Annotated in this window: 19 protein-coding genes; 13 read left to right on the forward strand and 6 right to left on the reverse strand. The window is 65.9% G+C overall.

Translation table 11 applies throughout. The annotated features are described in order from the left end of the window. The first annotated feature begins 141 nt into the window (after positions 1-141). Positions 142-1,398, forward strand: coding sequence for an insulinase family protein (locus KF688_18935; GenBank protein MBX3427762.1), 1,257 nt, complete (start codon positions 142-144; stop codon positions 1,396-1,398). A 94-nt stretch (positions 1,399-1,492) separates the two neighbouring features. Next, positions 1,493-2,728 carry an insulinase family protein gene (locus KF688_18940; protein ID MBX3427763.1) on the forward strand — a complete coding sequence of 412 codons (1,236 nt, stop codon included), beginning with the start codon at positions 1,493-1,495 and terminating at the stop codon, positions 2,726-2,728. Positions 2,729-2,797: 69 nt separating this feature from the next. Here the strand turns inward: KF688_18940 and KF688_18945 are convergent, their stop codons facing one another. Then, a complete protein-coding gene (locus KF688_18945) occupies positions 2,798-3,469 on the reverse strand; it encodes a TrkA family potassium uptake protein (GenBank protein MBX3427764.1) in 672 nt (223 codons plus the stop codon). 215 nt (positions 3,470-3,684) lie between these two features. Further along, complete coding sequence (locus KF688_18950; protein MBX3427765.1) at positions 3,685-5,076, reverse strand: hypothetical protein; 1,392 nt, start codon at positions 5,074-5,076, stop codon at positions 3,685-3,687. Between the two features lie 517 nt (positions 5,077-5,593). Between KF688_18950 and KF688_18955 the strand changes: the two genes are divergently transcribed. Continuing rightward, positions 5,594-6,811, forward strand: a complete 1,218-nt coding sequence (locus KF688_18955; GenBank protein MBX3427766.1) for an HDOD domain-containing protein — start codon at positions 5,594-5,596, stop codon at positions 6,809-6,811. Between the two features lie 13 nt (positions 6,812-6,824). On the opposite strand, the gene KF688_18960 is transcribed toward KF688_18955, so the two are convergent. Together KF688_18960 and sthA are read right to left on the reverse strand one after the other, a co-directional pair. Beyond that, positions 6,825-7,220 (reverse strand): gamma-glutamylcyclotransferase, encoded by a 396-nt coding sequence (locus tag KF688_18960; protein MBX3427767.1) that lies wholly within the window; start codon positions 7,218-7,220, stop codon positions 6,825-6,827. A gap of 155 nt (positions 7,221-7,375) precedes the next feature. Then, positions 7,376-8,812, reverse strand: a complete 1,437-nt coding sequence (sthA, locus tag KF688_18965) for a Si-specific NAD(P)(+) transhydrogenase (GenBank protein ID MBX3427768.1) — start codon at positions 8,810-8,812, stop codon at positions 7,376-7,378. Between the two features lie 290 nt (positions 8,813-9,102). Here sthA and KF688_18970 point away from each other — a divergent pair, with 290 nt between their 5' ends. The 8 genes from KF688_18970 to KF688_19005 all read left to right on the forward strand — a co-directional run bounded on the left by KF688_18970 (position 9,103) and on the right by KF688_19005 (position 20,008). Beyond that, on the forward strand, positions 9,103-10,188 hold the full coding sequence (locus KF688_18970; protein ID MBX3427769.1) for a hypothetical protein: 1,086 nt from the start codon (positions 9,103-9,105) through the stop codon (positions 10,186-10,188). Positions 10,189-10,217: 29 nt separating this feature from the next. Beyond that, the gene (locus KF688_18975) at positions 10,218-11,531 is read left to right on the forward strand and encodes a replication-associated recombination protein A (protein MBX3427770.1); all 1,314 of its coding nucleotides are present in this window, start codon (positions 10,218-10,220) and stop codon (positions 11,529-11,531) included. 38 nt (positions 11,532-11,569) lie between these two features. Then, positions 11,570-12,058, forward strand: coding sequence for a hypothetical protein (locus KF688_18980; protein ID MBX3427771.1), 489 nt, complete (start codon positions 11,570-11,572; stop codon positions 12,056-12,058). Positions 12,059-12,161: 103 nt separating this feature from the next. Beyond that, positions 12,162-13,208 carry a hypothetical protein gene (locus tag KF688_18985; GenBank protein ID MBX3427772.1) on the forward strand — a complete coding sequence of 349 codons (1,047 nt, stop codon included), beginning with the start codon at positions 12,162-12,164 and terminating at the stop codon, positions 13,206-13,208. 96 nt (positions 13,209-13,304) lie between these two features. Next, positions 13,305-17,294: a hydantoinase B/oxoprolinase family protein gene (locus tag KF688_18990; protein ID MBX3427773.1), complete on the forward strand. Its 3,990-nt coding sequence runs from the start codon at positions 13,305-13,307 to the stop codon at positions 17,292-17,294. A gap of 245 nt (positions 17,295-17,539) precedes the next feature. Continuing rightward, positions 17,540-18,481 carry a cysteine synthase A gene (cysK, locus tag KF688_18995; protein ID MBX3427774.1) on the forward strand — a complete coding sequence of 314 codons (942 nt, stop codon included), beginning with the start codon at positions 17,540-17,542 and terminating at the stop codon, positions 18,479-18,481. A gap of 106 nt (positions 18,482-18,587) precedes the next feature. Continuing rightward, positions 18,588-19,502 (forward strand): lipoyl synthase, encoded by a 915-nt coding sequence (lipA, locus tag KF688_19000; protein ID MBX3427775.1) that lies wholly within the window; start codon positions 18,588-18,590, stop codon positions 19,500-19,502. Next, positions 19,499-20,008 carry a GNAT family N-acetyltransferase gene (locus KF688_19005; protein ID MBX3427776.1) on the forward strand — a complete coding sequence of 170 codons (510 nt, stop codon included), beginning with the start codon at positions 19,499-19,501 and terminating at the stop codon, positions 20,006-20,008. Before lipA ends, KF688_19005 begins: the two co-directional genes overlap by 4 nt. A gap of 37 nt (positions 20,009-20,045) precedes the next feature. Here KF688_19005 and KF688_19010 read toward each other — a convergent pair whose 3' ends face one another. Continuing rightward, on the reverse strand, positions 20,046-21,065 hold the full coding sequence (locus tag KF688_19010; GenBank protein ID MBX3427777.1) for an RNA polymerase subunit sigma-24: 1,020 nt from the start codon (positions 21,063-21,065) through the stop codon (positions 20,046-20,048). A 117-nt stretch (positions 21,066-21,182) separates the two neighbouring features. After that, on the reverse strand, positions 21,183-24,023 hold the full coding sequence (locus tag KF688_19015) for a hypothetical protein (protein MBX3427778.1): 2,841 nt from the start codon (positions 24,021-24,023) through the stop codon (positions 21,183-21,185). A 197-nt stretch (positions 24,024-24,220) separates the two neighbouring features. On the opposite strand from KF688_19015, the gene KF688_19020 reads away from it, so the two are divergent. Both KF688_19020 and KF688_19025 read left to right on the forward strand, forming a co-directional pair. Continuing rightward, positions 24,221-24,526 carry a hypothetical protein gene (locus tag KF688_19020; GenBank protein MBX3427779.1) on the forward strand — a complete coding sequence of 102 codons (306 nt, stop codon included), beginning with the start codon at positions 24,221-24,223 and terminating at the stop codon, positions 24,524-24,526. Continuing rightward, the gene (locus tag KF688_19025) at positions 24,523-26,736 is read left to right on the forward strand and encodes a hypothetical protein (GenBank protein ID MBX3427780.1); all 2,214 of its coding nucleotides are present in this window, start codon (positions 24,523-24,525) and stop codon (positions 26,734-26,736) included. Before KF688_19020 ends, KF688_19025 begins: the two co-directional genes overlap by 4 nt. Position 26,737: the final 1 nt, after the last annotated feature.

Consider the following 26,737-nt stretch of genomic DNA (forward strand, 5'->3'; position numbering starts at 1 on the left):
CGCCATTTTCGCCCGAGTCTCTGCCGTCGGCGCCCTCCGCAGGCGAGACGGCGCCTGAGAGCCCCGGTTGTGAGAATCCTGCGCGACCGCTAATCTCGGGGCGTCGCTTGTGCCGCCCGGATGGTCTTTGCCCCCTTTTCTATGACCGCTTCGCCCGTTTACCACGATCCGCCTGCTCGCGTGCACGAGTTTGCCAACGGGCTTGTGCTGTTGGCCGAACCGATCCCGTCGATGCAGTCGGCGGCGTTCACGCTGATGACCCCCTGCGGGTACAGTTGCGAGCCTGCCGATCGGCTGGGGTTGTCGGGGTTGGTGTGCGACATGGTCCTCCGCGGCGCGGGACGTCGCGACAGCCGGGCGCTGATCAACGACCTGGAGAACCTGGGGGTCGAGCGGGGCGAATCTGTCGGCGCCTCGCAGTCGAGCTTCAGCGGCGCCACGCTCGCTGAGAGCTTGCCTGAGGCCCTTTCGATTTACGCCGACATCGTTCGCCGGCCCCACCTGCCGGCTGATCAGCTCGAAGCTGCGCAGCAAGTGTGCCTGCAGGAGATTCGCGGCGTCGAAGACGAGCCGGGGCAGAGGGTGATGGTCGAATTGCGGCGCCGCACGTATCCCGATCCCTGGGGCCGTCCCAGCCACGGCGACGAGGCGGGCGTCATGGCCGCCACCGACGCCGAAGTCGCGGCCCACTGGCGGCACAACTATCGCCCCAACGGCTCCATCCTGGCGGTCGCAGGGAACTTTGACTGGGATCGACTGCTCGACCATGTCGACGACCTGCTCGGCGATTGGCCCGCGGTCGCCGTCGAACCGGCGATCGACCGCGATCCGGCCGACACGTCGCCTCACATTGAGTACGACTCGAACCAATGCCACATCGGCATCGCGTATGCGACCGTGCCGTACAAACACCCCGATTACATGCAGGCGTGGGCCGCGGTCGGGATTTTATCGGGGGGGATGAGCTCGCGGCTGTTCACCGAGGTCCGCGAGAAGCGGGGGCTGTGCTACACGGTGAGCGCCTCGCTGCAGACCCAGCGCGAACGGGCTCGGGTCCTGTGCTACGCCGGCACGACCGCTGAACGAGCCCAGGAGACGCTCGACGTCACCTACGCCGAGCTTGTGCGATTGGCCGACGGAGTGACTCAGGCCGAACTCGACCGGCTCAAGGCCCGCATCAAGAGCAGCCTGATCATGCAACAGGAATCGACCTCGGCCCGCTCGAGCGCGATTGCCCGCGATTGGTTCCACCTCGGCCGGGTTCGGACGCTCGAAGAGATCAGCGACTTGGTCGACGCCCTGACCGCCGAGACGATCAGCTCCTATCTGGCGGCCAATCCTCCGAGCGACTTCACCTTCGCTACGCTCGGCCCGACGCCGCTGGCGATCCCCACATAAACGAAACAAGCATCTCACGCTGCCGCGCCGAGTTCGAAGGGGGCTCGCGCCGCTGCATGAGATGAGAATAGGCCCTTGTCGAGACCAGCAAGCCATGGAATTCCGTCAGCACACGCTCGATAACGGCCTCGAGATCGTCGCCGAGTGCAACGAAGCGGCCCATACGTCGGGGATCGGCTTTTTCGTCCGCACGGGAGCTCGCGACGAGAGCGACGAGGTGGCCGGGGTCAGCCATTTTCTGGAACACATGGCGTTCAAGGGGACCCCGCGCCGTAGCGCCGAGGACGTCAATCGCGAGTTCGACGAGATCGGCGCCCACTACAACGCCTACACCAGCGAGGAGGCGACCGTCTACTACGCCTCGGTCCTGCCCGAGTGCCTGGGGGCCAGCGTCGACATCCTGGCTGACATTCTTCGGCCCAGCTTGCGGGTCGAGGATTTCGACATGGAGAAGAACGTCATCTTGGAAGAGATTCAGATGTACGCCGATCAGCCCCCGTTCGGCATGGACGACCATATCAAGGAGCTTCACTACGGCGACCACCCTCTTGCCCGCAGCGTGTTGGGGACCTTGGAGTCGGTCGGGGCGCTCTCCGCCGATCAGATGCGCAGCTACTTCGAGTCGCGGTACTCGCCCGGCAACGTGTTCGTGGCCGCGGCGGGCAAGATCGACTTCGACGAGTTGGTGAAGCAAGTCGCTGCGCGGTGCGACGCCTGGACGCCGCGGGCGACGCCGCGCGAGATTCGCCGCCCCGAGTCGCGCACGGCCGTGAAACATGTCGTCCGCGAGTCCTCGACGCAGCAATACATCTTGCAACTAGCCGACGGCCCCGCGGCCGAGGACGCCGACCGCTATGCCGCAAAGATCCTGGCCACGATGATCGGCGACGACTCGGGGAGCCGCATGTACTGGGATCTCGTGGACTCGGGGCTCGTCGAGTCGGCCAGCCTGGGGCACTACGAGTATCAGGGAGCCGGGATGATGTTCACCTGGGTGAGTTGCCTCCCCGAGGACGCGGTCGACAATTACGCGCGGATTCACGAGTTGCTCGCCGCTGTCGAGCGCGACGGGTTCCGCCCTGAGGAACTGCGGCAGGCCCAGAACAAGGTCAAGTCGCGCGTCGTGCTAGGGAGCGAAAAGCCCCGCAATCGACTGTTCAACGTCGGCGGCAACTGGATGCAGCGTCGCGAGTACCGCAGCGTCGCGGCCGACCTCGCCGCAGTCGACTCCCTCACGCTCGCCGACATTCACGCGGTGCTGGCGAAGTATCCGCTTACCCGGGCGACGACGGTCACGATCGGGCCGCTGACGAGCTTCGACGTGGGGTGACGTGCGTCCGAGGGGCGTCCGAGCAGGTCAATGCGGCGCCACGGACCGACCCCCGAACGGAGCCGCGACTCACCCTAAATCTCGCATCGCGTCGATCGCCGTTTGCTTGCCGATCACCAGCAGGAATTGGTCGATCTTCAGCTTGTAGTCGCCGCCGGGGAACATCTCCAACTCGCCGCTTAAGGCGTCCTTGACGCCCAAGACCCACACGCTGAATCGCTTGCGGATGTCGATCTCTTGCAGCGTCTTGCCGATCAGCGTATCGGGAACCGCGATTTCGACGAAGCTATAGTCGGGGCTCAGCGGCAGGAAATCGACGATGTTCGGGCGGATGAGTCGATCGGCGAGCGACTCTGCGATTTCCGCCTCGGGGAAGATCACTCGCGAGGCGCCGAGGCTCTTGAGGATCTGGCCGTGCTCGTGGGTCACCCCTTTGACGATGATCCGCTTGGCTCCCAGGTCGCGGCAGTGGAGCGTCGCCAACAGCGACTGGGTGATGTCTTCGCCCAGGCTGATGATGACCGCGGTCGCGTCGGCCAGGGCGAGGTGCTCGAGCGTGCTCCGTTCAGTCGCATTGCCGATGACGGGCTCGTAGAGCACGTCGCTCAAGTCGCTGATTTTTTCGCGACTGCCGTCAAGCCCGGTGATGCGGGCGCCGTGCGATGACAACCGGCGCGCCAGCGCGGCGCCGAAGGAGCCCATGCCGATGATGATGTAATGCTGCTTTTTCGGTTCAGCCATAACGGATCAGTCAGGTTGCGAGAACTGCGTTCTCAGTGGCGAGTGAAGCGGCGACGGGGATCTGCAGGGACAGTCAAGTCGTTGCAGCTCTGTTCGGCAAAACATCGCCGCCGAGTGCACGGAGAGTGCTGAGGGAGCGGAATTCGGAGTCGGCATACGTTGAGCGTCGATCATCCTCGGGCGTTCCAGCGTCCTCATATCTCAAGGTCCTCTCGTCAGCCCAACAACGGTTCCTCCCGCTCGTACTCGAGCGTGTGCCTCTGCTCGATCGAGGAGACGGCCGCGAACACCGAAATCGGCCCCAAGCGGCCGAGGAACATGCAACAGATGATGACGATCCGGGCGAGATTCGACAACTCGGTCGTCATGCCGGTGCTGAGCCCGACGGTTCCCAGGGCCGAGGCGGTCTCGAACAGCACGTCGATGAACAGACCCTGCGAGCGATCAGCGACGGGCTGACGCTGCTGCATGACGAGGATCGCGGTCACCGAGACGACCATGATGACGGTGAACAGCATGGCGACGGCGGTCGCTCGGCCGGCGGTCTCGGCGGGGATCGAACGGCGGAAGAAGTTGACGTGACTTGCTCCGCGAAATCGCGACCAAGCGTGGAGCACCAGCACCATCAGCGTCGAGATCTTGAATCCCCCTGCGGTCGAGCACGGCCCGGCTCCCACGAGCATCAACAGCAGCGTGATGAACAACGATGCGTTGGTCAACGTGCCGACGTCAATCGTGTTGAATCCCGCCGTGCGGCAGGAGACGGCGTGAAACGCGGCCCCCATCGCACGTTGCCACCATGGCATCGAGCGAAAGGCCTTGTCGAATTCCAACAGCAGGAAGGTCAACGTGCTGAGCGCCAACAGCCCGCCGGTGCCCAGCAGCATCACTTTGCTGTGCAGGCTGAGATGTTGCCACAACTCGCCCCAGGGGCGTTTCCAGTTGCGCGCCAAATCGAGAATGACCGGATAGCCCAGCCCCCCGACAATCACCAGCGCCATGATTGTGAGGCAGACGATCGGGTCGTCGCGGTACTGCACCATGCTGTTGGCGTAGAGCGCGAACCCCGCGTTGCAGAACGCGGACACCGAGTGGAATAAACCCGACCACAGTGCGCGGCTCAGGGACCCCTGTTCGGTCATCCAGAATCGCAACGACAGGATTGCCCAGCCGACAGCTTCGCAGACGAAGGTGGCGTAAATGACGTTTCGCAACACCCATTTCAGGTCGACGCGATCGCCGGCCCCCAGGGTTTCGGCGATGACGTTGCGTTGTCGCAGGCTTGCCTGCGAGCCGAGGTTCAGCAACGTAAAGGTCGTGACGGTGACAATGCCGATGCCGCCGAGTTGGATCAAGCCGAGAATGACGATTTGGCCGAACAGGCTGAACTCGCCGGCGGTGTCGCGGACCGTGAGTCCCGTGACGCAGGCCGCACTGGTGGCCGTGAAGTAGGCGTCCAACAGCGAGACGGGGCGATCGGCCCGTTCGCCGCGAGAAGCCGGCAGCTGCAGCAGCAGGGCCCCGACAGTGATCAGTCCGAAGAACGTGGCGAAAGAGACCCGGGCCGGGTACTTGACCATCGATCCGGAAAAAGTGGTGGCGGCCATAGGAGGCTACGATCAGACCGATTCTGTCAGGCTCAGGTTCAGCCAGGATCGCGGGAGTCGTGCCGCGCCGCTGCGACTGGGATATGCCAAGGGCCCGTTGTATCACAGGTTGCCGCAGCGGGAGAGGGGCGTTTCGACGCCCAGTTCTCCCGGAATTCGTCGGTTCGGCGACCGGCCGGCCGTCGCGGTTGCCCGTTTTCTCCGCAGAAAACGGTCGTAGGCTGGTTATGGCGGTCAAACCGATTTTCGTCCCACCCCGCCGAGGGGAGACGCGTCGCGAAATCCCCGGCCCCGCACTCTGCGGCAAGCTAGGTTTCACACGGGACCGAGGCGGTACGGCCGACAGGTCGGCGCCGCCAGCTTCCCCTCTCGCTCGTCACAGTCCTTCTCGTGGGTTCGATGCGACGCAACGCCCGGGGCGGAACGTTGCGAGGGTCGTTTCGGCCCCCTCGAGGCCTCCGGCCGAGCGCGAGCCTGTTTCGCGATTCCACGCCACGCTGCTGCACGGGACCACAGAATGGCCGCCAATGATCTGCGCGTCTTGATCGTCGACGACGATCGCGAGTCGCTGGACCGGACCCAGCGAATGCTGCGAGCCTATCGCCGCGATTGGGAAATGGAGTTTTGTCTCGGCGCCGCCGCGGGGCTCGATTCCCTCGCCCAAAAGCCCTACGACGCGGTGGTCGCCGACCTGAACATGTTCGGCGTCGACGGGGCCGAGATGCTCGGCTGCGTCCGCGACTTGTATCCCGACGCCGTGCGATTGTTGGTTTGCCCTCCCGAGAAGTCGGCGGCGCTTGTCAAGTCGCTGGGGGTGGCTCATCGGTACTTGTCCAAACCGGTCGACGTCGGCCTGATGCGCGAGTCGATCGCGCGCGCCGCGATGCTGGGTCGGCGCTTGCGCAAGCCGGGGGTGAAGGGGCTGGTGAGCCAGATCGACAAGCTCCCCTCGCTTCCCGACGTGTACATCGCCATCGTCGAGGAGCTGCAGCGCGAGGACGCCGAGGTGGGCCGCGTCTCTGAGTTGTTGGCTCGCGACGTCAGCATGACCGCCAAGGTGCTGCAATTGGTCAACAGCTCGTTTTTCGGACTGGCGGTCCACGTCTCCGACGTCCGGCACGCGGCGGCTCTGCTGGGGCTCAACTCGCTCAAGCCGCTCGTGTTGACGGCGGGAGTCTTTAAGCAGCTTGAAGAGTCGCGGATCCCCGCCGAACTGCTCGAACGGGTCATGGATCACAGTCTGGCCGTTGGGGCCTTGGCTCAGCACATCGCAATTGTCGAGGGGCTCCCTCGCGACGCGGCCGACAACGCGATGCTCGCCGGCGTGCTGCACGACATCGGCAAGCTGGTCCTCTCGGATCACTTCGGACGCAACTACGCGTTGGTCTGTCAGGCGGCCGAGCAATCGGGCCTGCCGCTGTTGGCCGCCGAGCAGGATCAGCTCGAAGCGACCCATGCCGACATCGGCGGTTACCTGCTGGGGCTGTGGGGTCTGCCTCAGGATATTGTCGAGGCGGTCGCCTTCCACCACGATCCCCGCGCGCTGGATTGCTCGACCTTCTCCCCGTTGACGGCCGTTCACGTCGCCAACGCGATCGTCCATGCCCGCCGGGACGAGGACGGTCAGCGGAAGGTCGATCCGACGAAGTTCGATCGCAAGCACTTGGCCAAGCTGAAGTGCGAGCATCGCGTATCAGCTTGGGTCGCGCTGGCCGAAGAGGCGGTCGCGGTCTGATCCGAGCGTCGGTTCACCACTGTCGCAGATACTCTGCGAGTCCGTGGTCCGCGAACCATGCGGCCGTCCACGATTGCTCGCTGGCGTACCCTCGCCGGTCGTCGGGCAGCAGATAGGTCTCGCACTCGATCGTGCGGCCGTCGTCGAGCGCGACCGTCACCGGCGCCCGGTCGTAGAGCGACGACTCGTACTCGTCCAACAGCGAGACGGTTTCCGGGTCGAGATCGAAGTAGACGAGCCCCGGCACTTGCTCGACGGGCTCCCCGCGGGACATGACCGGAAACAACTGCCCGGCGGCCCGCCGCACCCGATAGCCCGTCACGCTTCCCCCTTGGGAAGCGAACCGTCGCGGCACGACGCGGTCCCACACTTCGGCGAACATGAGCGTGCCGTAGGCGAACAGGTGCATGACGGAACCAGACAGAGAACTTGAGGATCGAAAGCCGCGAGTTTCCGATCGTCCGACGTCGCGTGGGAGATTCTAACAGAAACTGCCTCCGTTGCGTTTCGGCAAGGCGCGGGTTTCGCGACCGGCGAGTTCTTGCGATGCTTCCGCGAGGATGCCTACGCCTCGATCAGCACGCCGCCGCAGACATGGTTCAGCTTGTTCAACCCGTTGTACGCCGCCACTTTGTAGCACTCGGCGAGCGTCGGGAAGTTGAACACGTTGTTGATGAAGAACTCGACGTCCCCGTCGAGCGCCATGACCGCCTGCCCGATGTGAATCAGTTCGGTCGCCCCCGTACCGATGACGTGCACCCCCAGGATCTTGTGCGTCTCCTGGTGAATCAGCAGCTTGAGCATTCCGAGCGTGTCGCCGAGCAACTGCCCGCGGGCGATCTCGCGGTAATTGGCGACCCCCGCCTCGTAGGGAACTCCCTCCTCGGTGAGCTGCTCTTCGGTCTTGCCGACCATCGAGATCTCGGGCACGGCGTAGATGCCGTAGGGGAACAGCGACGTGTTGTAGTTGCCGACGTCGCACTGGCCGAAGGCGTGGCAGATCGCCCGGCGGCCTTGCTCCATCGAGGTGCTCGCCAGAGCGGGGAAGCCGATGACGTCCCCCGCGGCGTAGATGTGCTCGGCAGCGGTCTGATAGTTCTCGTTGACCCGCAGGCGTTCGCGGTCGTCGAACTCGATCCCCGCGCGCTCGAGCCCCAGCGAACCGCAGACGCCTTGTCGGCCGACGGCGTACAGCAGCGTCTCGGCGTGCAGCGTCTTGCCCGATTCGAGTCGCGCCTGAACCAGCCGCGGCGAGTTGCCTGCGCGGGCGTCGACTTCCTCGATCCGCTCCACTTTCTCGCCCAGTCGGAGGGTGATCCCCTTCTGGCGGAGGAAGTAGTGAAAAGCGTCGCAGATTTCCTGGTCGAGGAATCCCAGCACGCGGTCGCGGCCCTCGACGAGCGTCACCCGCACGCCGAGGGTCGCCATGATGCACGCGTACTCGGTGCCGATCACCCCGCCCCCCACGACGACCATCGTCCGCGGCAGGTGGTCGAGGTGGAGCACCTCGTCGCTTGTGAAGATGGTCCGGCCGTTGAACGGCACCGACTGGGGTCGCGCGGGGCGGGTCCCCACTCCCACGAGAAACCGGTCGGCCGAGATGACTTCGACCTGCTCGTCGCGGACGATCTTGACCTCGAACGGGCTGGCAAACTCGGCCCGGCCCCACAGCAGTTCGATGCCGTTGCGATCGAACTGGTCGCGAATGACGTCCCACTCGTGCCGGATGACCTGCTGCGAAGCGACCACCAGGTCGGCGATTGTGATGTGCTTCTTCGCTTGGTTGTTGCCTCCCAGAAGCCCGCGGCTGTTGGCGCCGGTCAGGTGGAGGACCGCCTCGCGGAGGGCCTTTGACGGGATCGTCCCCGTGTTGATCTGGGCTCCTCCCAGGACGGCGTTCTTCTCGATGATCGCCACCCGCTTGCCGAGCTTGGCGGCCTGGATGGCGCCCTTCTGCCCCGCGGGACCGGTGCCGATGACGATGCAGTCGTAGTGTTTCATGGGAAGATGGCAAGATCGGGGAGTGGTCGAAAGTCGCAACGGCCGCCGAGTTGAAAGAGCGTAATGCCGTCGCTTTCCATTTCGACCTTCCCAGCGAAGATTCTCCACTTAGGAAAACTTTGCCGTTATCACCCGCACTGCAGCCCGGGCAAGGAACGCCGCCGGCGCCGATTACGCGGGAACTGACGAATAGAGCGGGTCTTTGGTAGAATCGCTAAGTTCGCCAAGTGCGGCGTCGTGTCGCTGCCGACTCGACGCGATTTGGGATCTTTGCTGCGGAATCTTCCAACATGACGTTCCCGCGGAGATACTCGCTGCGACTGCTCCTAACGGCCTTGACGCTTGCGGCCGTGGCGTGCGGAGGGGCGGCTCGTTCGCTGCAACTCAAGCAGGCGGAACGCGCCGCGCTTCTGCATTTTCAACAGGCGTCCGTAGGCGCCGGCCCGCTCGCAGGTCCGTCGACTCCGGCTTGGCTCGTCCCGCTGCTCGGGCAGGATCACTTCCAGCATCTTCGCTCGCTGCAATTATGGGGCGTCGGGCCCGCAACGTTGACGGCGGCGGGCGACGTTCGCTGGGCGGAGACCGTCCATTTCATGGAGAGCTCGCGGAGCGACCGCGCTCCGCTCCTGCCGCTTGAGACCTTTGCCGCGTTCGCAAAGTTGTCTCGCGTGCGGGACTTCATGTTCACGGGACCTTACGACGATCGCGTTCTAGAGTACGTCAAGAACTGGCCTTTGGAGCGTTGCTGTTTGATCGACACGCGCATTCGCGGCGGCGGTCTGGCGGCGTTGAGGCCGGAACGCCTCAAGGTGTTGACGCTCGTCAATTCCCCGGTCGACGACGCGGGGCTCCTGGCGTTGGGGCGATTCGTCGACCTGCGAGGGCTGTTGCTCGACAACGTCCCTGTCGAGGGGACTGAACTGGGACGACTGAACTCCTTGGACTCTTTGGAGATGCTTTGTCTGATCAGACTTCCCCTCCGCCAGGGCGTTTTGCAAGAATTACGGCTGAAGAATCTCAAAACGCTCGCAGTCGCCCGCACTCGGCTCAGCGACCAGGATTGCTTGGCGCTCGCCAATTGCAGCCAATTGCGGGAGTTGTATCTGGTCGACGCGCGAGTTTCGGACCAGGCGATCAACCTCTTGGCGCAGCGGCTGCCGAAATGTCGCTTTCATCTGCAGGAGGGATACGCAGTCGCCCGAGAATTGCCCAGGCCGGCGCCGCACTTCCAATTCGACACGATCTTCCTCCTTCACCCGGGGATTCGAGACGTGCGTGATTTGACCGATATTCGTCGTGCTGCCTTTCCGGCGGCTTCGTCCGAAGCGGCGCCACCGCTTTCGTTCCTGGATCCTCCGGACGGACTGGCGCCGTAACCGTCTCTCAATTCCTTACTTCCCGTCGCATGTCCCTGTTCGCCGCTGCTGAAGCCGAGAATCGACGCCGGGCCGAGCCGCTCGCCGCACGGATGCGCCCTCGCACGCTTGCCGAGTTCGTCGGCCAATCGCATTTTCTTGGCGAAGGCAAACTGCTGCGGCGGCTCATCAAGGCCGACCGTCTCACCGCCCTCTTGTTTTACGGCCCCCCGGGAACCGGCAAGACGACGCTCGCGCACCTGTTGGCCAAGGAGACCCGGGCGCGGTTCCGCCAACTCAACGCCGTCACGAGCGGGATCAAAGAGCTGCGCGAGCTGTTGGACGACGCTCGCGACGTCCTCTCAGTCGACGGCGTGCGCACGCTGCTGTTCATCGACGAAATTCACCGCTTCAACAAGTCCCAGCAAGACGCCCTCCTCCCCGACGTGGAGAGCGGCGGGGTCGTGCTTGTCGGCGCCACGACGGCTAACCCGTTTTTTGCCGTCAACGACGCCCTGGTGAGTCGGGCGCGCGTGTTCGAGTTCCAGCCGTTGGCCGAGGAAGACGTCGTCGCCCTGCTGCGGCGGGCGATCGCCGACAGTGATCGCGGACTCGGCGCCGTGCCGATCGAGGCCGACGATGCCGCGCTGACCTTCCTCGCCGTCACGTGCGACGGCGACGCCCGGCGGGCTCTTTCGGCGCTCGAGGTCGGCGTCCTCTCGGCCGACGAGCGCCCGGTGCGATTCACGCGCGAACTGGCCGCCGAGAGCGTCCAGCGCAAAGCGATCCAGTACGACGCCGCGGGAGACTCCCACTACGACTCGGCCAGCGCGTTGATCAAGAGCATCCGCGGCAGCGATCCCGACGCGGGAATGTACTGGCTTGCCCGGATGCTCGAGGGGGGCGAGGACGTGCGGTTCCTGTGCCGACGGTTGGTGATCTTGGCGAGCGAGGACGTAGGGAACGCCGACCCGCACGCCTTGCCGCTGGCGGTGGGGACGATGCAGGCGTGTGAGTTTGTCGGCTTGCCGGAGTGCCAACTCGCCCTTGCGCAGTGCGTCGCGTATCTCGCCTGCGCCCCGAAGAGCAACGCCGCGACGGTCGCAATCGGCGAGGCCCGAGCCGACGTCCGCGAGGGGCGGCTCGTCCCCGTTCCCAAGCATCTGCAGGACGCCCACTACGCTGGCGCCCAGCGGCTTGGCCATGGCGCAGGATACCAATACGCCCACGACTCCCCGGGAGGCGTCGCGGCCCAGGACTACCTGGGGGTCAACCGCGAATACTATCGCCCGGTTGATCGGGGGTTTGAATCGCAGTTAGCTCAGCGGCTGGCCGCGATCCGCCGTCAACTGCGCGGCGAGTGAGTCGCTCGCGAAAGTCTTGCCTTCAAGCCGTTGGTCCTATGTCCGCCTACGATTCAGCCGCCGACCACGCCGCCGATGCTGCCGTCACTGCCGTGGTGATCGTCGATCACGGTTCGCGCCGCGCCGAGAGCAACGACCTGTTGGTGGCGGTCGTCGCGGCGTATCGGGCTCGCGGACAGTGGCCGATCGTCGAGCCGGCTCACATGGAGCTTGCCGAGCCGACGATCGTCCAGGCGTTCGCCCGATGCGTCGCCCAGGGAGCGACGCGGGTCATCGTGTTTCCGTATTTCCTGGCCCCGGGGCGGCATTGGGGCGAGGATATTCCGCGGCTGGCCGCTGAAGCGGCCGCCGCTTGCGGCGGGGTGGAGCACCTCGTGACGGCGCCGTTGGGGCTTCATCCCCTGGTGCTGGAGGTGATCGACGAGCGGATCGCCCACTGCCTGCGCCGCGTCCGCGGCGAGGGGGCCCCCTGCGACGCCTGTTCCCCGGACAGCGGTTGCCTGCTGCTGGCGCCGTCGAATCAGTAAAGTCGTCCAGGCTCGCGGGACGATACTCCCCGACGACGCCGTGCCGTTGTCGCATCGGCTCCCTCTTTTCTGCTCCTCATGTTCCCTTGCATCGAGGTCACTGATGGCCTGCCTGATGTTGGCCTTCGTCGTGCTGGCGATTCGTCGCGGGCCGCGGGCTGCCTTGCTCACGATCGCGGCCTGGCTCTCGCTGGCGCTTTCGACGGCCCAAGCGGCGCCCTTCGTCCCCGGCACGGGCGTGAAGGTCCCCGGCGTCGGCGACGACATGGAAGATCCCAACTGGCGGTACGTCCCCAACGGCGCCAAGGCAAGCTATGAACAGGACGAGCAACAGCGCCCCCCCGGCGGATACTCGACCAACGGCCGGTGGTACGAGAGCGCCATGCGGGGGCAGCCTGACGTGGTGAAGCGGATCGCCACCCCTCCCGGCGGGCTCGCGGGGAGCAAAGGCTCGCTCCTGCTCGTCACGCGCCTGTCGGGCGTTCCCGGAGAGCTGGCCCATAAGAAAATGCAAGACGACTTGCTGTTAGGCGTCAAGGAACGTCTCGGCCGGCCGATCGCCGTCAATTGGCAGCCAAGTTGCGTCGTCCGGGTTTACCTTCCTGAATGGGACCGCTGGGAACAACGGAGCGGCTCGAGTTTCGGCTTTCGAGCCGACGTCCGTGGTCGCAAGCCGAACGGCGACTCCGAAGCGTACTGGCCCGGCATGTTCATTTCGTTCCACAGCAGCACGAGCAAGCAGTTTGATCACGATCACGCCCAGATCCTCGTTCGTGCCGACGAGAAGGGGCGCGACGTCGACGGGCCGATCATCGAGGAGCCCGGCTGGATCACGCTCGGCCTTTCGTTCACGCCCGACGGACAGGTCCACTACTACGCCCGGCCCGGAGTCGAGGACCTGACCGAAGAGGATTACCTCTACAGCAGCCGAGCGTACGGCAATCGGTGTCTGTACGTCGACGCGATTTTCTTCAACGTCGCAAACTTCGAAAACGGCAAGAACTGGTCGACGCCGTGGGTCGTCGACGACCCGATGGCGTACGTCATCCCGCCGCAGGGGCAGCGAGTGGAGAACCTCGGGCGCGGCGCCGCGGGTTCGACGGCGGGGCGATCGCCGTCGAAGGGACTGATGGGGCTTTTCCGCAAGTAGCGCGGCGTTAACTCGCAAGCCTATTGCGACTTGGCGATTGCCGCGCGGGTTCGTGATACGCTTGCGGCAAGGCGCTCGCCCCCCCACAATGCGGCCATGAACCTCCGCGAGTTCTGGATCGACGTCGGCGGCACCTTCACCGATTGCCTCTCCCGTGTGCCCGACGGCCGCTTGGTCCGGCACAAGCTCCTTAGCTCCGGGGCGACCAAAGGGACCGTCGGCCCTGAGAGTTCGCCAAGCGCGATCTTCGATCCGCTCCGCAGCGGCGAACCCGCGGAGTTCTGGGTCGGGTTCGATCTGACGTTGCTCGATCCCGCCGGCCGGCCGGGAGAGTCGAGGCGGGTCGTCGCCTTCGACCCGCAGCTTGGTCGGCTTGAACTTGATCGCCCCGCGCCCGCGTCGGCGTTCGCCGGGGCCAGATACGAATTGACTTGCGGGCTCGGCTCGCCCGTCTTGGGGATCCGCTATCTCCTCGGCCTGCCCCTCGCTGAGGTTGTGCCGCCGATTCGATTGCGACTCGGCACCACGCGGGGCACGAACGCCCTGCTCACTCGTCGCGGCGCCCGCACCGCGCTGGCGACGACGCGCGGGTTTGGCGACCTGCCGCTCATCGGCTACCAGAACCGCCCACGGCTGTTCGACTTGACGATCCGCAAGGCCCCGCCGCTCGCCGAACGAATCGTCGAGATCGACGAGCGGATCGCCGCCGACGGAACAGTGCTCGTCCCGGTCGACGAGTCGCAGGTGCGCAAGCGGCTCGTCGCGCTCCGCGCCGCGGGGATCGAGTCGCTTGCCGTTTGCCTGCTTCACGCCGATCTCTATCCCGGCCACGAAATCGTCGTCGAGCGAATTGCTCGCGAGGTCGGGTTCATCGAGGCGAGTCGCTCGAGCGCCGTCGCGCCGCTGGTGAAGATCGTCTCGCGCGGCGACACGACCACGGTCGACGCCTATCTCAATCCCGTGCTGCGGCAGTACCTCGCCGAGCTCGAGGCCGCGCTCCCCGGCAGCGAGGTGCGGGTGATGACTTCGGCCGGCGGACTGGCGACCGCGGCGATGTTCCGTGGCCACGAGAGCGTGCTGTCCGGCCCCGCGGGGGGCGTCGTCGGGTACGCCCGCGTCGCCGCCGCGGCCGGTTGCCCGCGGGCGATCGGCTTCGACATGGGGGGCACGAGCACCGACGTCTCGCGGTTCGACGGCCGGTTCGAGTTCGAGTACGAAACCGAGAAGGCCGGCGTGCGGCTGGTGACGCCGACGCTGGCGATCGACACGGTGGCTGCGGGGGGAGGTTCGATCTGCGGATTCGACGGCGTCAAGCTCGTCGTCGGCCCCGCGAGCGCCGGGGCCGACCCCGGCCCGGCGTGCTACGGCCGCGGCGGGCCGCTTGCCGTAACCGATCTGAACGTCCGATTGGGGCGCATTGCGGCCGAGCGGTTTCCCTTTGCCGTCGATCGCGCCGCGGTCGACCGCCGACTTGCCGAACTGGCCGAGGAGGTCGCCGCTGCAACCGGCGAACGGCTTGCGCCGGACGACCTTGCTGCGGGACTGTTGCGCATCGCCAACGCGAACATGGCTCGCGCGATTCGCAACGTGACGGTCGCCAAGGGCTATCAGCCGGGCGAGTATGCGCTGGTGTCGTTCGGCGGCGCCGCAGGACAGCATGCGTGCGCCGTCGCCGAGGAGCTCGGCATCCGCCGCATCCTCGATCACCCCGACGCCAGTCTGCTCAGCGCCTACGGCATCGGTCTAGCCGACCTGTCGCGCCACGGCGCGGCGGGGGTGTACCGCCCCGCTGCGGTCGTCGCGGACGAACAGATCGATCGCGTGCTGACGGAGCTAGAGCAAGCGGAGATCGCGGCGCTCATGGCCGAAGGCGCCGATCAAGGCACGATCGAATCGACCCGATCGCTCGACGTGCGGTATCGCGGGACCGATGCGGCGCTCAACGTGCCGCTGACGCCCGGCGCCGATTGGCGCGAGGAATTCCGCCGCCGTCATCGGCGCGAGTTCGGTTACGAGCAGGCGTCGCGCGAGCTCGAGGTCGCGGTCGCGCGGGTCGAAGTCGTCGCCCGTTCGGCTGCCGCGCTCCCCGCAAGCGATTCGGCCCCGCGCTTTGCTGCGAGAACGGAGTCGGCGACCACCGCATGGTTTTCGGGGCGAGAACTCGAGACGTCGGTGTTCGGTCGCGAGGCGCTCGCCCCCGGGGCGGTCGTCGCGGGGCCGGCGCTTGTCGCGGGACCGCACTCGACCTTGGTCGTCGACCCCGGGTGGGAGGCCGAGTTACTTAGCGGCGGCGAGCTCTTGTTGACTCGCCTGGCCGAGCCGAGCGATCCTGCCGCAACGCCCAAAGGGGGGCCTGGCAGGCTGGAAAGCCGACCGTACGATGCGGCCTCCTCCGAGGCGGTCCTCTTGGAAGTGTTCAACAATTTGCTTGCCGGGGTCGCCGAGCGGATGGGGCACGTGTTGCGACGCACCGCGGGGAGCGTCAACGTCAAGGAGCGGCTCGACTACAGTTGTGCCGTGTTCAACGCCGCGGGCGAGCTGGCCGCGAACGCCCCGCACGTTCCGGTTCATCTGGGAGGGATGGGGGCGACGGTTCGCGCGCTGATCGCCGACAACCCCGACCTGCGGCCCGGCGACGTGTTTCTCACGAACGATCCCTATCGCGGGGGGTCGCATCTGCCCGACCTCACCGTGGCGCTTCCGGTGCACGATGAACCGACCGGCGAGTTGCTGTTCTGGACCGCGTGCCGAGCTCATCATGCTGAGATCGGCGGGGTGCGTCCCGGATCGATGCCCCCGCGGGCCGCCACGCTGGGCGAGGAAGGGGTCGTCATCGCCAATTTCCGAATTGTCCGTGCCGGCGAGTCGCAAGAGGAGGCGCTGCGCGAGCTGTTGACCTCGGCGCCATACCCCTCGCGAGCCGTCGAGGAAAACCTAGCCGACGTCCGCGCTCAGGTCGCCGCCGTGCAACAAGGCGCTTCGGATCTGCGCGAGTTGGCTAGCCGCTACGGCCGTCGCGAGTTGCTACGGCAGCTCGATGCGATTCAAACGGCTGCGGAAACCAAGGTCCGCACGGCGCTTGCCAAGCTGCCGCCGGGGGAACGACGGTTCGTCGATTTCCTCGAAACGGCCGAGGGAGCAAGCATTCCGATCGTCGTGAAGATTGCCCTCGGCGGCTCGTCATGCGAGTCGAGCGCCGGGCGCCTGGGAGCGAGCGGAGCGATCCCCGGTGGAAGCGCCGCGGAGGGCTCCGTCGTGCTCCGCCCCCAGACGCCCGAGGGACTTCCAATACTCGCGGGAAGCTCCCGCCCCCCCGCCGCGATCATTGACTTCACCGGCACGGCCTCTGCCGTCGCGGGCAACCTGAACGCCAACGCGGCGATCGTCTCTGCGGCGGTCATGTACGTGTTGCGACTGCTTGTGGCCGAGGACGTGCCGCTCAACGAAGGGATGCTGCGAGCGGTTGAGATCGTCCTCCCCGAGGGCGTGCTCAATCCCCGCCCGGCCGCGAATCTCAGCGAGTCGCCGGCGGTCGCCGCAGGGAACGTCGAGACCTCGCAGCGCGTGGTCGACGTGCTGTTGGGCGCCTTGGGGCTCGCCGCGGCGAGTCAGGGGACGATGAACAATCTGCTGTTCGGCAACGATCGGAGCAGTTGCTACGAAACGATCTGCGGCGGCAGCGGTGCGACGGCCGCGGGCCCCGGCGCCGACGCGGTCCAGGTGCACATGACCAACACCCGCGCGACCGACCCCGAAGTCCTGGAACGCCGCCTTCCGGTCCGCTTGCGGGAGTTCTCGATCCGTCACGGCTCCGGCGGCGCCGGAGGACATTGCGGCGGCGACGGGGCGGTGCGGACGATCGAGTTTCTCGAACCGATGGACGTCTCGCTCATCACGCAGCGCCGCGGGCCCCATCCTCCCTTCGGCGCCGCAGGAGGAGAGCCCGGCGTTGTGGGCGAAAACCGTTTGCTCCGAGCCGACGGGACTGTGGTCCTCCTCCCTGGCGTCGCCGAAGCGAGCGTCGAACCCGGCGACGCAATCGAAATTCGAACCCCCGGCGGCGGAGGGTGGGGCGCGCCTTTGTAGGAGGGCCTGGAGTGCGTGTTGCACCGCCTGGAGTTTCGTCCTTCGGCAACCGCTTCCGTTTGCCGTTCTTGACGCGAACGCCATGCTGCCGGCGGCCCGCAGACTTGCGTTCGAGACGCCTTCGCCCCGGGGTTGCCCGACGACCCAGTTGCCTCGATAATCATGCCTTTGCCTCTCCCCGCGACCGGTCCGATGTCCCGTCGCGAGCCCGCTTTTCACTGGCTTTGCCGCAGGAAGGGAAACCGATGCCCCGCAACAAGATCTTCGCCAACGCCGCCGAAGCCATTGGCGACACCCCGATGATCCGCATCAATCGGCTCGTCCCCGAGGGGCATGCCGTGGTGTACGCGAAGTGCGAGTTCTTCCAGCCGCTCAACAGCGTCAAGGATCGGATCGGCGCGGCGATGATCGCCGCGGGCGAGAAGTCCGGAGCGATTGACGCCGAGACGCACATCATCGAGCCGACCAGCGGCAATACGGGGATCGCGTTGGCGTTCGTCTGTGCGGCCAAGGGTTACAAACTCACGCTCACCATGCCCGAATCGATGTCGGTGGAACGCCGCGCGCTGCTCCGTGCGATGGGCGCGAACCTCGTGCTCACCCCCGCTGCCGAGGGGATGAAGGGCGCCATCGCCAAGGCGACCGAGATGGTCGCGACCGAGAAGAACGCCTGGATGCCGCAGCAGTTCGAGAATCCGGCCAACCCGGCCATCCATGAGGCGACGACCGGTCCCGAGATTTGGGAAGACTCCGGCCACGACGTCGACATGATCGTCGCGGGGGTCGGTACGGGAGGGACGATCACTGGGGCGACTCGGTACTTGCGAACGAAGAATCCCGCCTTCAAGGCGATCGCCGTCGAGCCGACCGACAGCCCCGTCATCAGCGGCGGCAAGCCTGGACCGCACAAGATTCAAGGCATCGGCGCCGGCTTTATCCCCAAGAACCTCGACACGTCGCTCGTCGACGAAGTGATCCAGGTCAGCAACGAGGAGGCGTTCATGTGGGCCCGCCGGCTCGCCAAGGAAGAAGGGATCATGGCCGGCATCTCGAGCGGCGCCAACATGTGCGCCGCCGCCAAAGTGGCCGCCCGACCCGAGAACCAAGGAAAAAAGATCGTCACGATCATGTGCAGCCTCGGCGAGCGGTACCTGTCGACCCCGTTGTTCGAGGGGCTCACCGGCTAGCGAGAATCACGTCCGCTAAGTGAACCGCGGAGACACGGCTGGCGCGGGGCGAACATATGCCTTCGCACTGTTGCCGCGCCCTCCGTGCCTCCGTGGTACGAACTCAATGACTCTGCTTCCAATTGTCGAACCCTCGCTGCGGCCGCGACTGCCTGAATGGCTGCGCGTGCAGCTTCCCGCGGGGCGGGCGCAGGCAGCGTTCAACGTCACCGACGGGGCGGTGCATGACCACGCCCTGCACACCGTGTGCGAGGAGGCCCGGTGTCCGAACGTGCATGACTGTTGGTCGCAGGGGACGGCCACGTTCATGATCGCGGGCAAGAGTTGCACACGCGGCTGCCGATTCTGTTCGGTCGAAACGCTCCGCGCCCCCGAGCCCCCCGACGCCGACGAGCCGGAGCGGCTTGCCGGAGCGTGCGGCCGGCTCAACCTCGACCATGTCGTGATCACCGTGGTCAATCGCGACGACCTGCCCGATGGCGGGGCGGCCCACTACAGGGCGTGCGTCGAGGCGGTCCGCCGTCGGTTGCCGGACGCGGGGATCGAACTGCTTTCCAGCGATCTGGCCGGCAATTGGGAGGCGCTTGAGTCGCTCGTGGTCGGCGCCCCGCTTGACGTCTTCGCCCACAACGTCGAGTGCGTTCCGCGGCTCGATCGCGAGGTCCGCGACCCGCGGGCGAGTTTTTTTCTCAGTCTTGAAGTCCTCCTGCGGGCGAAGGAGCTGCGACCCGACGTCGCCACGAAGAGCAGCCTGATGGTCGGCCTGGGCGAAACCGATGCCGAAGTGACCGCAGCGCTGCAGGAACTTCGCGGAGCCGGCGTCGATCTGTTGACGATCGGCCAGTACTTGGCGCCGGGCAAACCGGGAACTCGATTCCTGCCGGTTGCTCGGTACGTCCCCCCGGAACAGTTCGCTGCGTGGGAACGTGAATCGCTTGCCATGGGATTCCGCGGCGTCGCCGCGGGGCCGCTGGTGCGAAGCAGCTACAAGGCGGGCGAGCTTCTGGCCGCGACTCGATGAACGCCGTGTACCTCGCCGCGCCCTCTGGGCGAGACTGCGACGAATTCTTGGGCGCGGTCGAGCGAAGCCGTGAATTGCATTCCCATTGGGCCCATCCGCCGAACGCCCGAGAGGGGTTTGAGCAGTACTTGGAACGGCTGAAAGCGGATCGCCACGCGGGGTTTTTCGTACGACGCCAGATTGACGACGCACTAGCGGGCGTCGTAAACATCAACGAAATCGTCCGCGGATGCTTTTGCAGCGGCTACTTGGGGTACTACGCTTTCGTCCCGTATGCGGGGCAAGGGCTGATGCGACAGGGCTTGCGTTTGGTCATCGACGAGGCGTTCGACTCGCTCGGGTTGCATCGCGTGGAGGCGAACATCCAGCCCGACAATGCGGCGTCGATTGCGCTGGCAAGAAGACTGGGATTTTGCCGGGAGGGTTTCTCGCCTCGTTATCTGCGACTAGAGGGAGAATGGCGCGACCACGAGCGATGGGCTCTCACTAAAGAGAATCGCCCATGAATCGAAAAGTAGCTTGCAGTCTCGGGCGAGTGGTACGTCAATAGAACAGATTTCCGCCAAAGTTCGGGACTTCTCCTGCCTGTACGGCGGCGTTCCACCGGTCAAGCTCCTTTCGCGGCCAAAACTTGCGACAGAGTTCGAAGTACTCGAGCACGACGTCGCGTTCGCCTCTTTCCAACAGTTCCTTGGCCATGGCCATGTTGGGGCCGAAGGAGTTGAGCTGCGGCGAGCCCGACGTCTTGCCGGTCTTCAGCAAGCAAGTCTTCGCCTCCTCGACGTCGCCGTTCGCCAGTGCGATGCGTCCCAGGACGAGGTTGCCGTGATGCACGGCGTTGCCCGTGTTCCAGTCCCGCGGGGTCTTGTCGGCGAGTTCCAGCAATTCTTCGGCGTAGGCCGTCGCTGTTTCGAGTTTACCGGCCAAGAAGGCCGTCTTCGCGAGATCGCCCAAGGCGTAGAAGCGGGCGTTGACTCCGTCGTCGAGTTCAGTCGCCCGTTCCAGCTTTGCAAGCGATTGTGTCGCCAGTCGCCGGCTTTCCTTCTGCGAACGCCCCCTGGATAGACGAAGATAATGCTGACCAAGTTCACGAGACCAAGTCGGGGACTGGGGATCAAGCAATTCCGCTTTCTCCAGGAGAACTCCTGCTTCCTCGGGCTCGCTGAATTGCAGAAAGTTCGCGGCATTGCCGAAGACCTGGGCGTTTGCAGAGTGCCGCTTGGTCGCTGCGAGCCAGAGCTTCTTGACTTTGGAGTATCCGGCCGGGTTGATCGCAGCGTGCAGTTGCATGTAGGGCGTCCCGCACTCGGGCCAGTCGGGATGATGCGTGACGAACCACTCGATGAGTTCCTGTTGGGCGAGTTTGGATTCTGGGGTATGGGCGCGGCTGCTGAAGCAGCGGCCAAGCAGCATGAGACGTGAATCCGCGTCCGCTTGATCCGCGGCAGCTTTCTCAACAAGTTCTACGGCTTGTTCGTCCGACATGCGGCTGCCGCGCATGAACAACTCGAATCTGTCGCGTTCAGGTTTCGTATCTTCGCCGCGAGTTTCCAAGGGGATCATGGCGAGCAGCGCTAAAGCGCCTGCGGCAGAAAACTGAAGTGAGCATAGATGCGCCATGAGAAAACTCCTGAGACGGCAACAGTTGATGGAAGACGACGGCATTGGGAGCGAAGGCGATCAACTGTCAGGTGGCGCCGGGATTTCCTCCACGGGCGCCGCAGGCGGCCGCGGCCATGCAAACGATTCGGGGAGGGCTTTGCCGTCGACGTCCAACTCCGCGCGAACTCGGATCGAGTCGTCGTCCAGCCGGGCGTCGGCGCGGGCGCCCTCGAACCACGCGATCAACGGCAATTGAAAGTCGGCCGGGGGCTGCGTCAGCAGAAACTGGTTCGCCGGGGCGACGACCGTCGAGGTCCAGTACGGCTGCCGACCTTCGAGCGCAGCGAGTTGGTACTCCCCCCCCAGCGGGCAGACGAGCTGGCCGTCCATGAGTCGTTCGGCGACGATCAGGCACTGGTCGGGGGGAACGTGAAGTTGCGCGGCCAGCGCGCCGAGCAACCGGCTGTTGGCTCGCGACGTGGCGAGCACGCGCGAGTAACTCAGCTTGTTGACCATGTTCTCAAGGCCCGTCCCCGCGATCTGTCCGACGCGTAGCCAGACTTGCGCCGGCTCGCCGACCGGCTCGGTCGTCAACTGGGGCAACACTTCGCGGAGCAGCGTGGGCGAGAACGAGCCGAGAAACACGTCGTCCTGCCGTGCGACGAAGCCGCCGCGTTGGTCGGGCTGGGGCTCGGCGCCGGCCGCGGCGAGGTTGCCGAGCAGGCCCAACAGCCCCGGCTTCGGCCAGCTTCCCCAGTACGCTTTCACCGCTTGTCGCTGGTCGGGCAGCGGCAGCCCGAACTCGCCGCGGACAAGGTTCATCTCCGCGGAGAAATCGCGCACGCCGAGGAACAGTTGGTACTGCTCGGCCGCATTGGGCCCTAAAGGGAGCACGGCGTCGACGACGACTTCGAGGTTGGCCAAATCGCCGGGGAGCCAAGCGATGCGGCGGTCGCTGGGATTGCCAAGCATGTCGGGCAGCTTGCCGAGCTTCACGCGTTCGAGCGGCGCAGCAATCGCCTCGATCAGGATCGTTTCGTCGCCGGCCTGAAGTTCGCCCCCGGTCGGCGGTTGACCGTCCAGGCGAGGCGCGCCGGCGGCGCGCGGCTGGCGCTTGAGACTCACGGCGATCGGCGGGAACTGGCCGCATTGTTGGCGAAAGCGATCGGCGAACGCGACGTAGGCGGCTGCTTCTGTCGCGGTGACGCCCGCGACTTCCATGTCGGCCACGGGGGTAAAGTAGCCGACGGCTCCGCGGCGCGAGTCGACCGCCGGCGCCTCCCCGTGGCCGAGAACAAGCTCGCTGCCGTCGCTGCGGGCGCCGAAACCCGCGGGCAACAGCCCCGCGGCGACGAGCCCCGCGAGATCGGTCGCTGCGACCCCTTCGGCCGCGGCTTGCAGCTTGGCCAGTTCCAATAACTTCGCCTCGCGGAGGGACCGCAACCGGCGCCGACGTTCGATCCACGACGCGGGACTGGTCAATTCGCGAAACATCTCCGGGGCCGCGTAGGCAAATAGAGTGCTGTCGGCGTCAAAGGGGATGCGTTGGCGAACGTGCAAGAAGCCGGGGCTGGCCGCGAGCGAGCCGATCCCCTGCCCCGCTTCGAGAAACCGCTGCGCCAACCGCCGGGATGTCGTCACCAGATGAAAGTCGCCGTCCTGCACGTAGTACGATCGCACTTCGCCGCCGGGGGCGGCGATGAGGTTGACCTTGGCTCCGCCAAGGGTGAACTCAGACTCGGTCGCGTCGGGAAACTTCGCGAGCGCCTCGCGTCGCTTCTCCATCAAGTCGCGCGACAGGAGAAAGTTGTTCTTGGCTTGAAAGAGCATCCCGATCGCGGCGCCCTGCGACAGGTAAGGGTCGAGCCCCACGATCGCTACGTCGGCGATCACCTGGGGCCCCAGGATTTTCGACATCGCGGTCTGGCGGATCGCCAGTTGCTGCTCGATGCGTTTCGAGGCGTCACGGCGGATGCTGCGGCGCAAGATCATGTTGCCCAAGTCGTTCTGCCACTGTTCCGACCAGTCGCGGAACCACAGGTAGTTGCTGAAGGCGCCGAACCTCAGGTAAAGGCACTCGGCCGGGGCGTGGAGCGCGAGCGGCTCCACGGCTGTCGGCGGCGCGTCGACGGGCGGGTCGAGGTCGTACCATGGCATAGGCGTCGGCAGCGGGGCGTCGACGAATTGTGCCGAGGAGTCCTCGGCCAGCATCTCGCGATCGATCGCCAGGAGTTGCCGCTCGTTGGCCAGCAGTTCGTCGACCGCGCTGGGGCCTGCGGAGCTGAACGAGAGCAAGCTCTGTTTGGGTTGCGGCTGCGGCAGGCTCAGCCGCCGAGCGAGCGACGCCACGAGGTAGTTCTCGACGATCGGAGGAAACTGCGGGTCTTGGTCCAGTTGCTGCCAACGCCGGCTCGTCTGTTCCCACCACTCGCGCAGCGTACGCGACCACGCCGAGGGATTGTTCCGCGGCGTCACCATGTGCCGTCGTCCCGCGGGGCCGTAGGCGACCAGCTCGAACGGTTCCGCGCCGCGAAAAAGGAAGTAGATCGTCGTCGACGCGGGGGTCTCGATCTCCAAGATCTGCCGGAGGAGGCGGCGTGCCGGGGCGTCGCTCGCGACGGGGTACAGCACTCGTCCGGCTGCGTCGGCGACGGTGAGCCGCGGGTCGTCCGTTGCGACAATGCCGGCGCCACGGTCGATCGACACCGTGAGTTTGCCGACGCCGAATGGCTGGCCGACGTAGGCTTCGATCTGCGCCGCGCCGGAGCGAGCGACCAGGACGGCGAGCGCTGCGACGACGCATCTCGACACGACGGCAAGATTGAGTCTGTGCCGGCGAATCGTCAGGAACGGAATTTCGCCGAGAGTGATCCGCGGGACGAGGCGACCAGGAACAACATGACAGGTTGGCGACGGCATGATATCAGTCCAGCACAGGCGGCGTGGGAATGAGGTGCGTAGCGGGCCGGCGCGAGCGATTGGCCAAGGGCTTCGCGGGAGGCAGCGGGGTTCGCACTATCCTACCGCAATGACGCAGCGGGGCCTAATCCTCGCTGTCGGGAAGTGGGAGGCCTGGTTGCTTGCCACGCCGGCCCCGCATCTGGCACAATCGTGACATGCCGCTTCCTCGATTCACCCTTCGCACGGCTTTGCTGGTCTTCAGCGGGGCCAGCTTGCTGGCTCTGGTGCTCGCCCAGGGACTCAGCGCGTGGGCGTGGGCGTTCGGGCTGGCCCTCGGGGCGGCGAGCATTGCGGCGACCCTGATTGTCCATGCGGCGTTTTACGGCCTGTTCGTCCTGACCGGGCGCCTGCTGGGGGTCGAGGAGATCGTCTCGCGAACCAGTCAGGGGGCCATGGTGCGAACCGCCGCGGGCCAGACCGCGCGGACCGAAGCGCCTGCGCGCGCGGAGGGCGAAGCATGATGCGGGCCTGCTTGCCGCGGCTGGCGACGGCGTGCATGGTTGCGGCGTCGTTCGCAGTCCGTCTCCACGCGCAGAGTCCGACGCCGCTGGTCGTCGGAGGCTCCAACGTACTGAACAGTCCGATCGTCCCGGTGGCATTGCCCGATCCGGCGCGACTTGCCATGGGGCTGCCCGCGACCGGCCCCGTCTACTCTCAGGCGTCGGGCCTGCGAATTGAGAGCGAAACCGATCCCGCCGGTTCGTTCGGCTACGCGCGGCTGCGAATCAGGGTCGAGGGTCAGGCTCCCGTCGCCAAGCCGCGCCGTGTGCACATTCGCTTTCAAGCAGGTCACTGGCGCGATCCGCAGGAAACAGTCGTCGAAGGGGAATTCGAGGTTCCGGCCGGCGCCGTCTCGGCCGAGACTTCCATGCTGCTGCCGCGGTTCCTCGATTGGCAATTGTGCGGCATTCAGACCAAGATCGACGGACAACCGGACCCGGAGCTGTCGTTCGGCAGCGCCGGAATCATCCGCAGCGGTACGGCGCCGGGCATCGCCGTATTGACTCCCGATTGGATCGGGCTGGGACCGGCGACGAGCGCGTTCCTGCAATCCGTCAACGCGTTTCGCGGCGACGTCGAACAACGGACCTTGGCGAACTTCGCCGACTGGCCGGAAGCGTGGCTGGACTACTCGAGCTATGATTTGGTTCTGATCGACGCAAAAGGATTGAGTGATCTTGTCGCGGCGGAGCCGGTGCGGGCCGCAGCGCTCGCGCAGTGGGTTCGTGCCGGGGGGAACCTGTGGGTCACGCAGGTTGGGATCGAGTGGAACAGGATTGCCGTCGTCGACGATTTCCTCGGCGGCCTACCGAATCGCGCCAAGCGCGGCGCCTCGGATTCGGCTCGCGACAAGGAGACCGGGGCGACAGTTGCCAGTGATGCGAGCGAGCTTCCTGCCGGCTGGCTGAAACCGCCGCGGCTGCGAGAGAACGAAGCGGCGGTCGACGTGTTGCTCGCTTTGCGCGGGGTGCGCTCCGGCGAGGCGCCCGTCGATGAAACGGTGTTGTTCGACCGAGCACGTCCGGACCAGCGGTTCCTCATGCGCCCGTGCGGACTGGGGCTGACGGTCGCCTTCGTCAACGACTTGCCGGATCAAAATCGCACTCGCTCTCGATCGCTGCCGAATCTTGCCTCTCAGGCGGAAATGCAGCTCCTCGCCGCTTCGCCGGCGATGGGTCGGCTCGATTGGGTCGGTCGCCATGGCTTCACCCCAGGACAAAGCTGCGAAGAGTTCAACAATTGGTTGGTTCCCGGGGTGGGGCTGGCCCCGGTCACGGCGTTTCAGGTGCTGATCACGCTGTTCGTCGTTCTGGTGGGACCGGTGAATTACTGGTTGTTGGCGCGACGACAGAAGTTGCCGTTGTTGTTGGCCACGGCGCCCGCGGCGGCGTTTGCGGCGATCGCGCTGCTGTTTGCTTACGGCTTGATCACCGACGGCGTCGGAGCCCGAGTGCGCATGCGCAGCTACACCGAGCTCGATCAGCGAACCGGGCAGGCGGCATCCTGGGCCCGGATCTCGTACTACGCAGGAATGGCGCCGGCCGGCGGGCTGACCATGCCGGTCGACGCCGCCGTCTATCCCATGCTGCCGCGGTGGGAAGTCGATCGTCGCCACCGCGGCAGCGGGCAGCATCGAGAGGTCGCTTGGGTCGGAGGGCAACGGCTGTCGCGCGGCTGGCTCGCGTCGCGGACGCCGACCCAACTGCTGACAATTGCGGCGCGCCCGACGTCGCGTCGGCTTGAGCTGCGCGAAGGGCAACGAGGCGTACAAGCGACGAATCTGCTCGAAGTCGACGTCGCCAGCCTTGCGATCCAGGATCACCAGGGCCGGCTCTACTGGGCCGAGAACCTAGCCGCGGGAGAGGCGGTGCGGTTGGAGCCTGTCGAGTGGACCGTGATTGCTCCGAAACTACGGACCTTGTTCTCCGACAACGAGCCCCAATTCCCCGCCGGGGCCGACTACAACCGCCGCAATCGGCGCTACGCCCAGAAGTTTTCGACCGGCTTGCTCGAACTGCATCTTGCCGCGCTCACGTCGCCGATGGTGCGCGGGCTGGGGAACGGCGCGTACGTCGCCGTGACGCAGGGCGGGGTCGAGGTCGACCACGGATTGCCTGTCGACGCAGTCGACGACGAGGGAAGCTTCTGCGTCACGCGGGGGACGTGGTGAC

Source organism: Pirellulales bacterium, from assembly GCA_019636345.1.
In the GTDB taxonomy this organism is placed as follows: domain Bacteria; phylum Planctomycetota; class Planctomycetia; order Pirellulales; family Lacipirellulaceae.

Excerpts from the sequence above, each read along its gene's own strand:
- KF688_18935 (MBX3427762.1), top strand. The coding sequence starts at position 142 with ATGACCGCTTCGCCCGTTTACCACGATCCGCCTGCTCGCGTGCACGAG.
- KF688_18940 (MBX3427763.1), top strand. The coding sequence starts at position 1,493 with ATGGAATTCCGTCAGCACACGCTCGATAACGGCCTCGAGATCGTCGCC.
- KF688_18945 (MBX3427764.1), bottom strand. The coding sequence starts at position 3,469 with ATGGCTGAACCGAAAAAGCAGCATTACATCATCATCGGCATGGGCTCC.
- KF688_18950 (MBX3427765.1), bottom strand. The coding sequence starts at position 5,076 with ATGGCCGCCACCACTTTTTCCGGATCGATGGTCAAGTACCCGGCCCGG.
- KF688_18955 (MBX3427766.1), top strand. The coding sequence starts at position 5,594 with ATGGCCGCCAATGATCTGCGCGTCTTGATCGTCGACGACGATCGCGAG.
- KF688_18960 (MBX3427767.1), bottom strand. The coding sequence starts at position 7,220 with ATGCACCTGTTCGCCTACGGCACGCTCATGTTCGCCGAAGTGTGGGAC.
- sthA (MBX3427768.1), bottom strand. The coding sequence starts at position 8,812 with ATGAAACACTACGACTGCATCGTCATCGGCACCGGTCCCGCGGGGCAG.
- KF688_18970 (MBX3427769.1), top strand. The coding sequence starts at position 9,103 with ATGACGTTCCCGCGGAGATACTCGCTGCGACTGCTCCTAACGGCCTTG.
- KF688_18975 (MBX3427770.1), top strand. The coding sequence starts at position 10,218 with ATGTCCCTGTTCGCCGCTGCTGAAGCCGAGAATCGACGCCGGGCCGAG.
- KF688_18980 (MBX3427771.1), top strand. The coding sequence starts at position 11,570 with ATGTCCGCCTACGATTCAGCCGCCGACCACGCCGCCGATGCTGCCGTC.
- KF688_18985 (MBX3427772.1), top strand. The coding sequence starts at position 12,162 with ATGGCCTGCCTGATGTTGGCCTTCGTCGTGCTGGCGATTCGTCGCGGG.
- KF688_18990 (MBX3427773.1), top strand. The coding sequence starts at position 13,305 with ATGAACCTCCGCGAGTTCTGGATCGACGTCGGCGGCACCTTCACCGAT.
- cysK (MBX3427774.1), top strand. The coding sequence starts at position 17,540 with ATGCCCCGCAACAAGATCTTCGCCAACGCCGCCGAAGCCATTGGCGAC.
- lipA (MBX3427775.1), top strand. The coding sequence starts at position 18,588 with ATGACTCTGCTTCCAATTGTCGAACCCTCGCTGCGGCCGCGACTGCCT.
- KF688_19005 (MBX3427776.1), top strand. The coding sequence starts at position 19,499 with ATGAACGCCGTGTACCTCGCCGCGCCCTCTGGGCGAGACTGCGACGAA.
- KF688_19010 (MBX3427777.1), bottom strand. The coding sequence starts at position 21,065 with ATGATCCCCTTGGAAACTCGCGGCGAAGATACGAAACCTGAACGCGAC.
- KF688_19015 (MBX3427778.1), bottom strand. The coding sequence starts at position 24,023 with ATGCCGTCGCCAACCTGTCATGTTGTTCCTGGTCGCCTCGTCCCGCGG.
- KF688_19020 (MBX3427779.1), top strand. The coding sequence starts at position 24,221 with ATGCCGCTTCCTCGATTCACCCTTCGCACGGCTTTGCTGGTCTTCAGC.
- KF688_19025 (MBX3427780.1), top strand. The coding sequence starts at position 24,523 with ATGATGCGGGCCTGCTTGCCGCGGCTGGCGACGGCGTGCATGGTTGCG.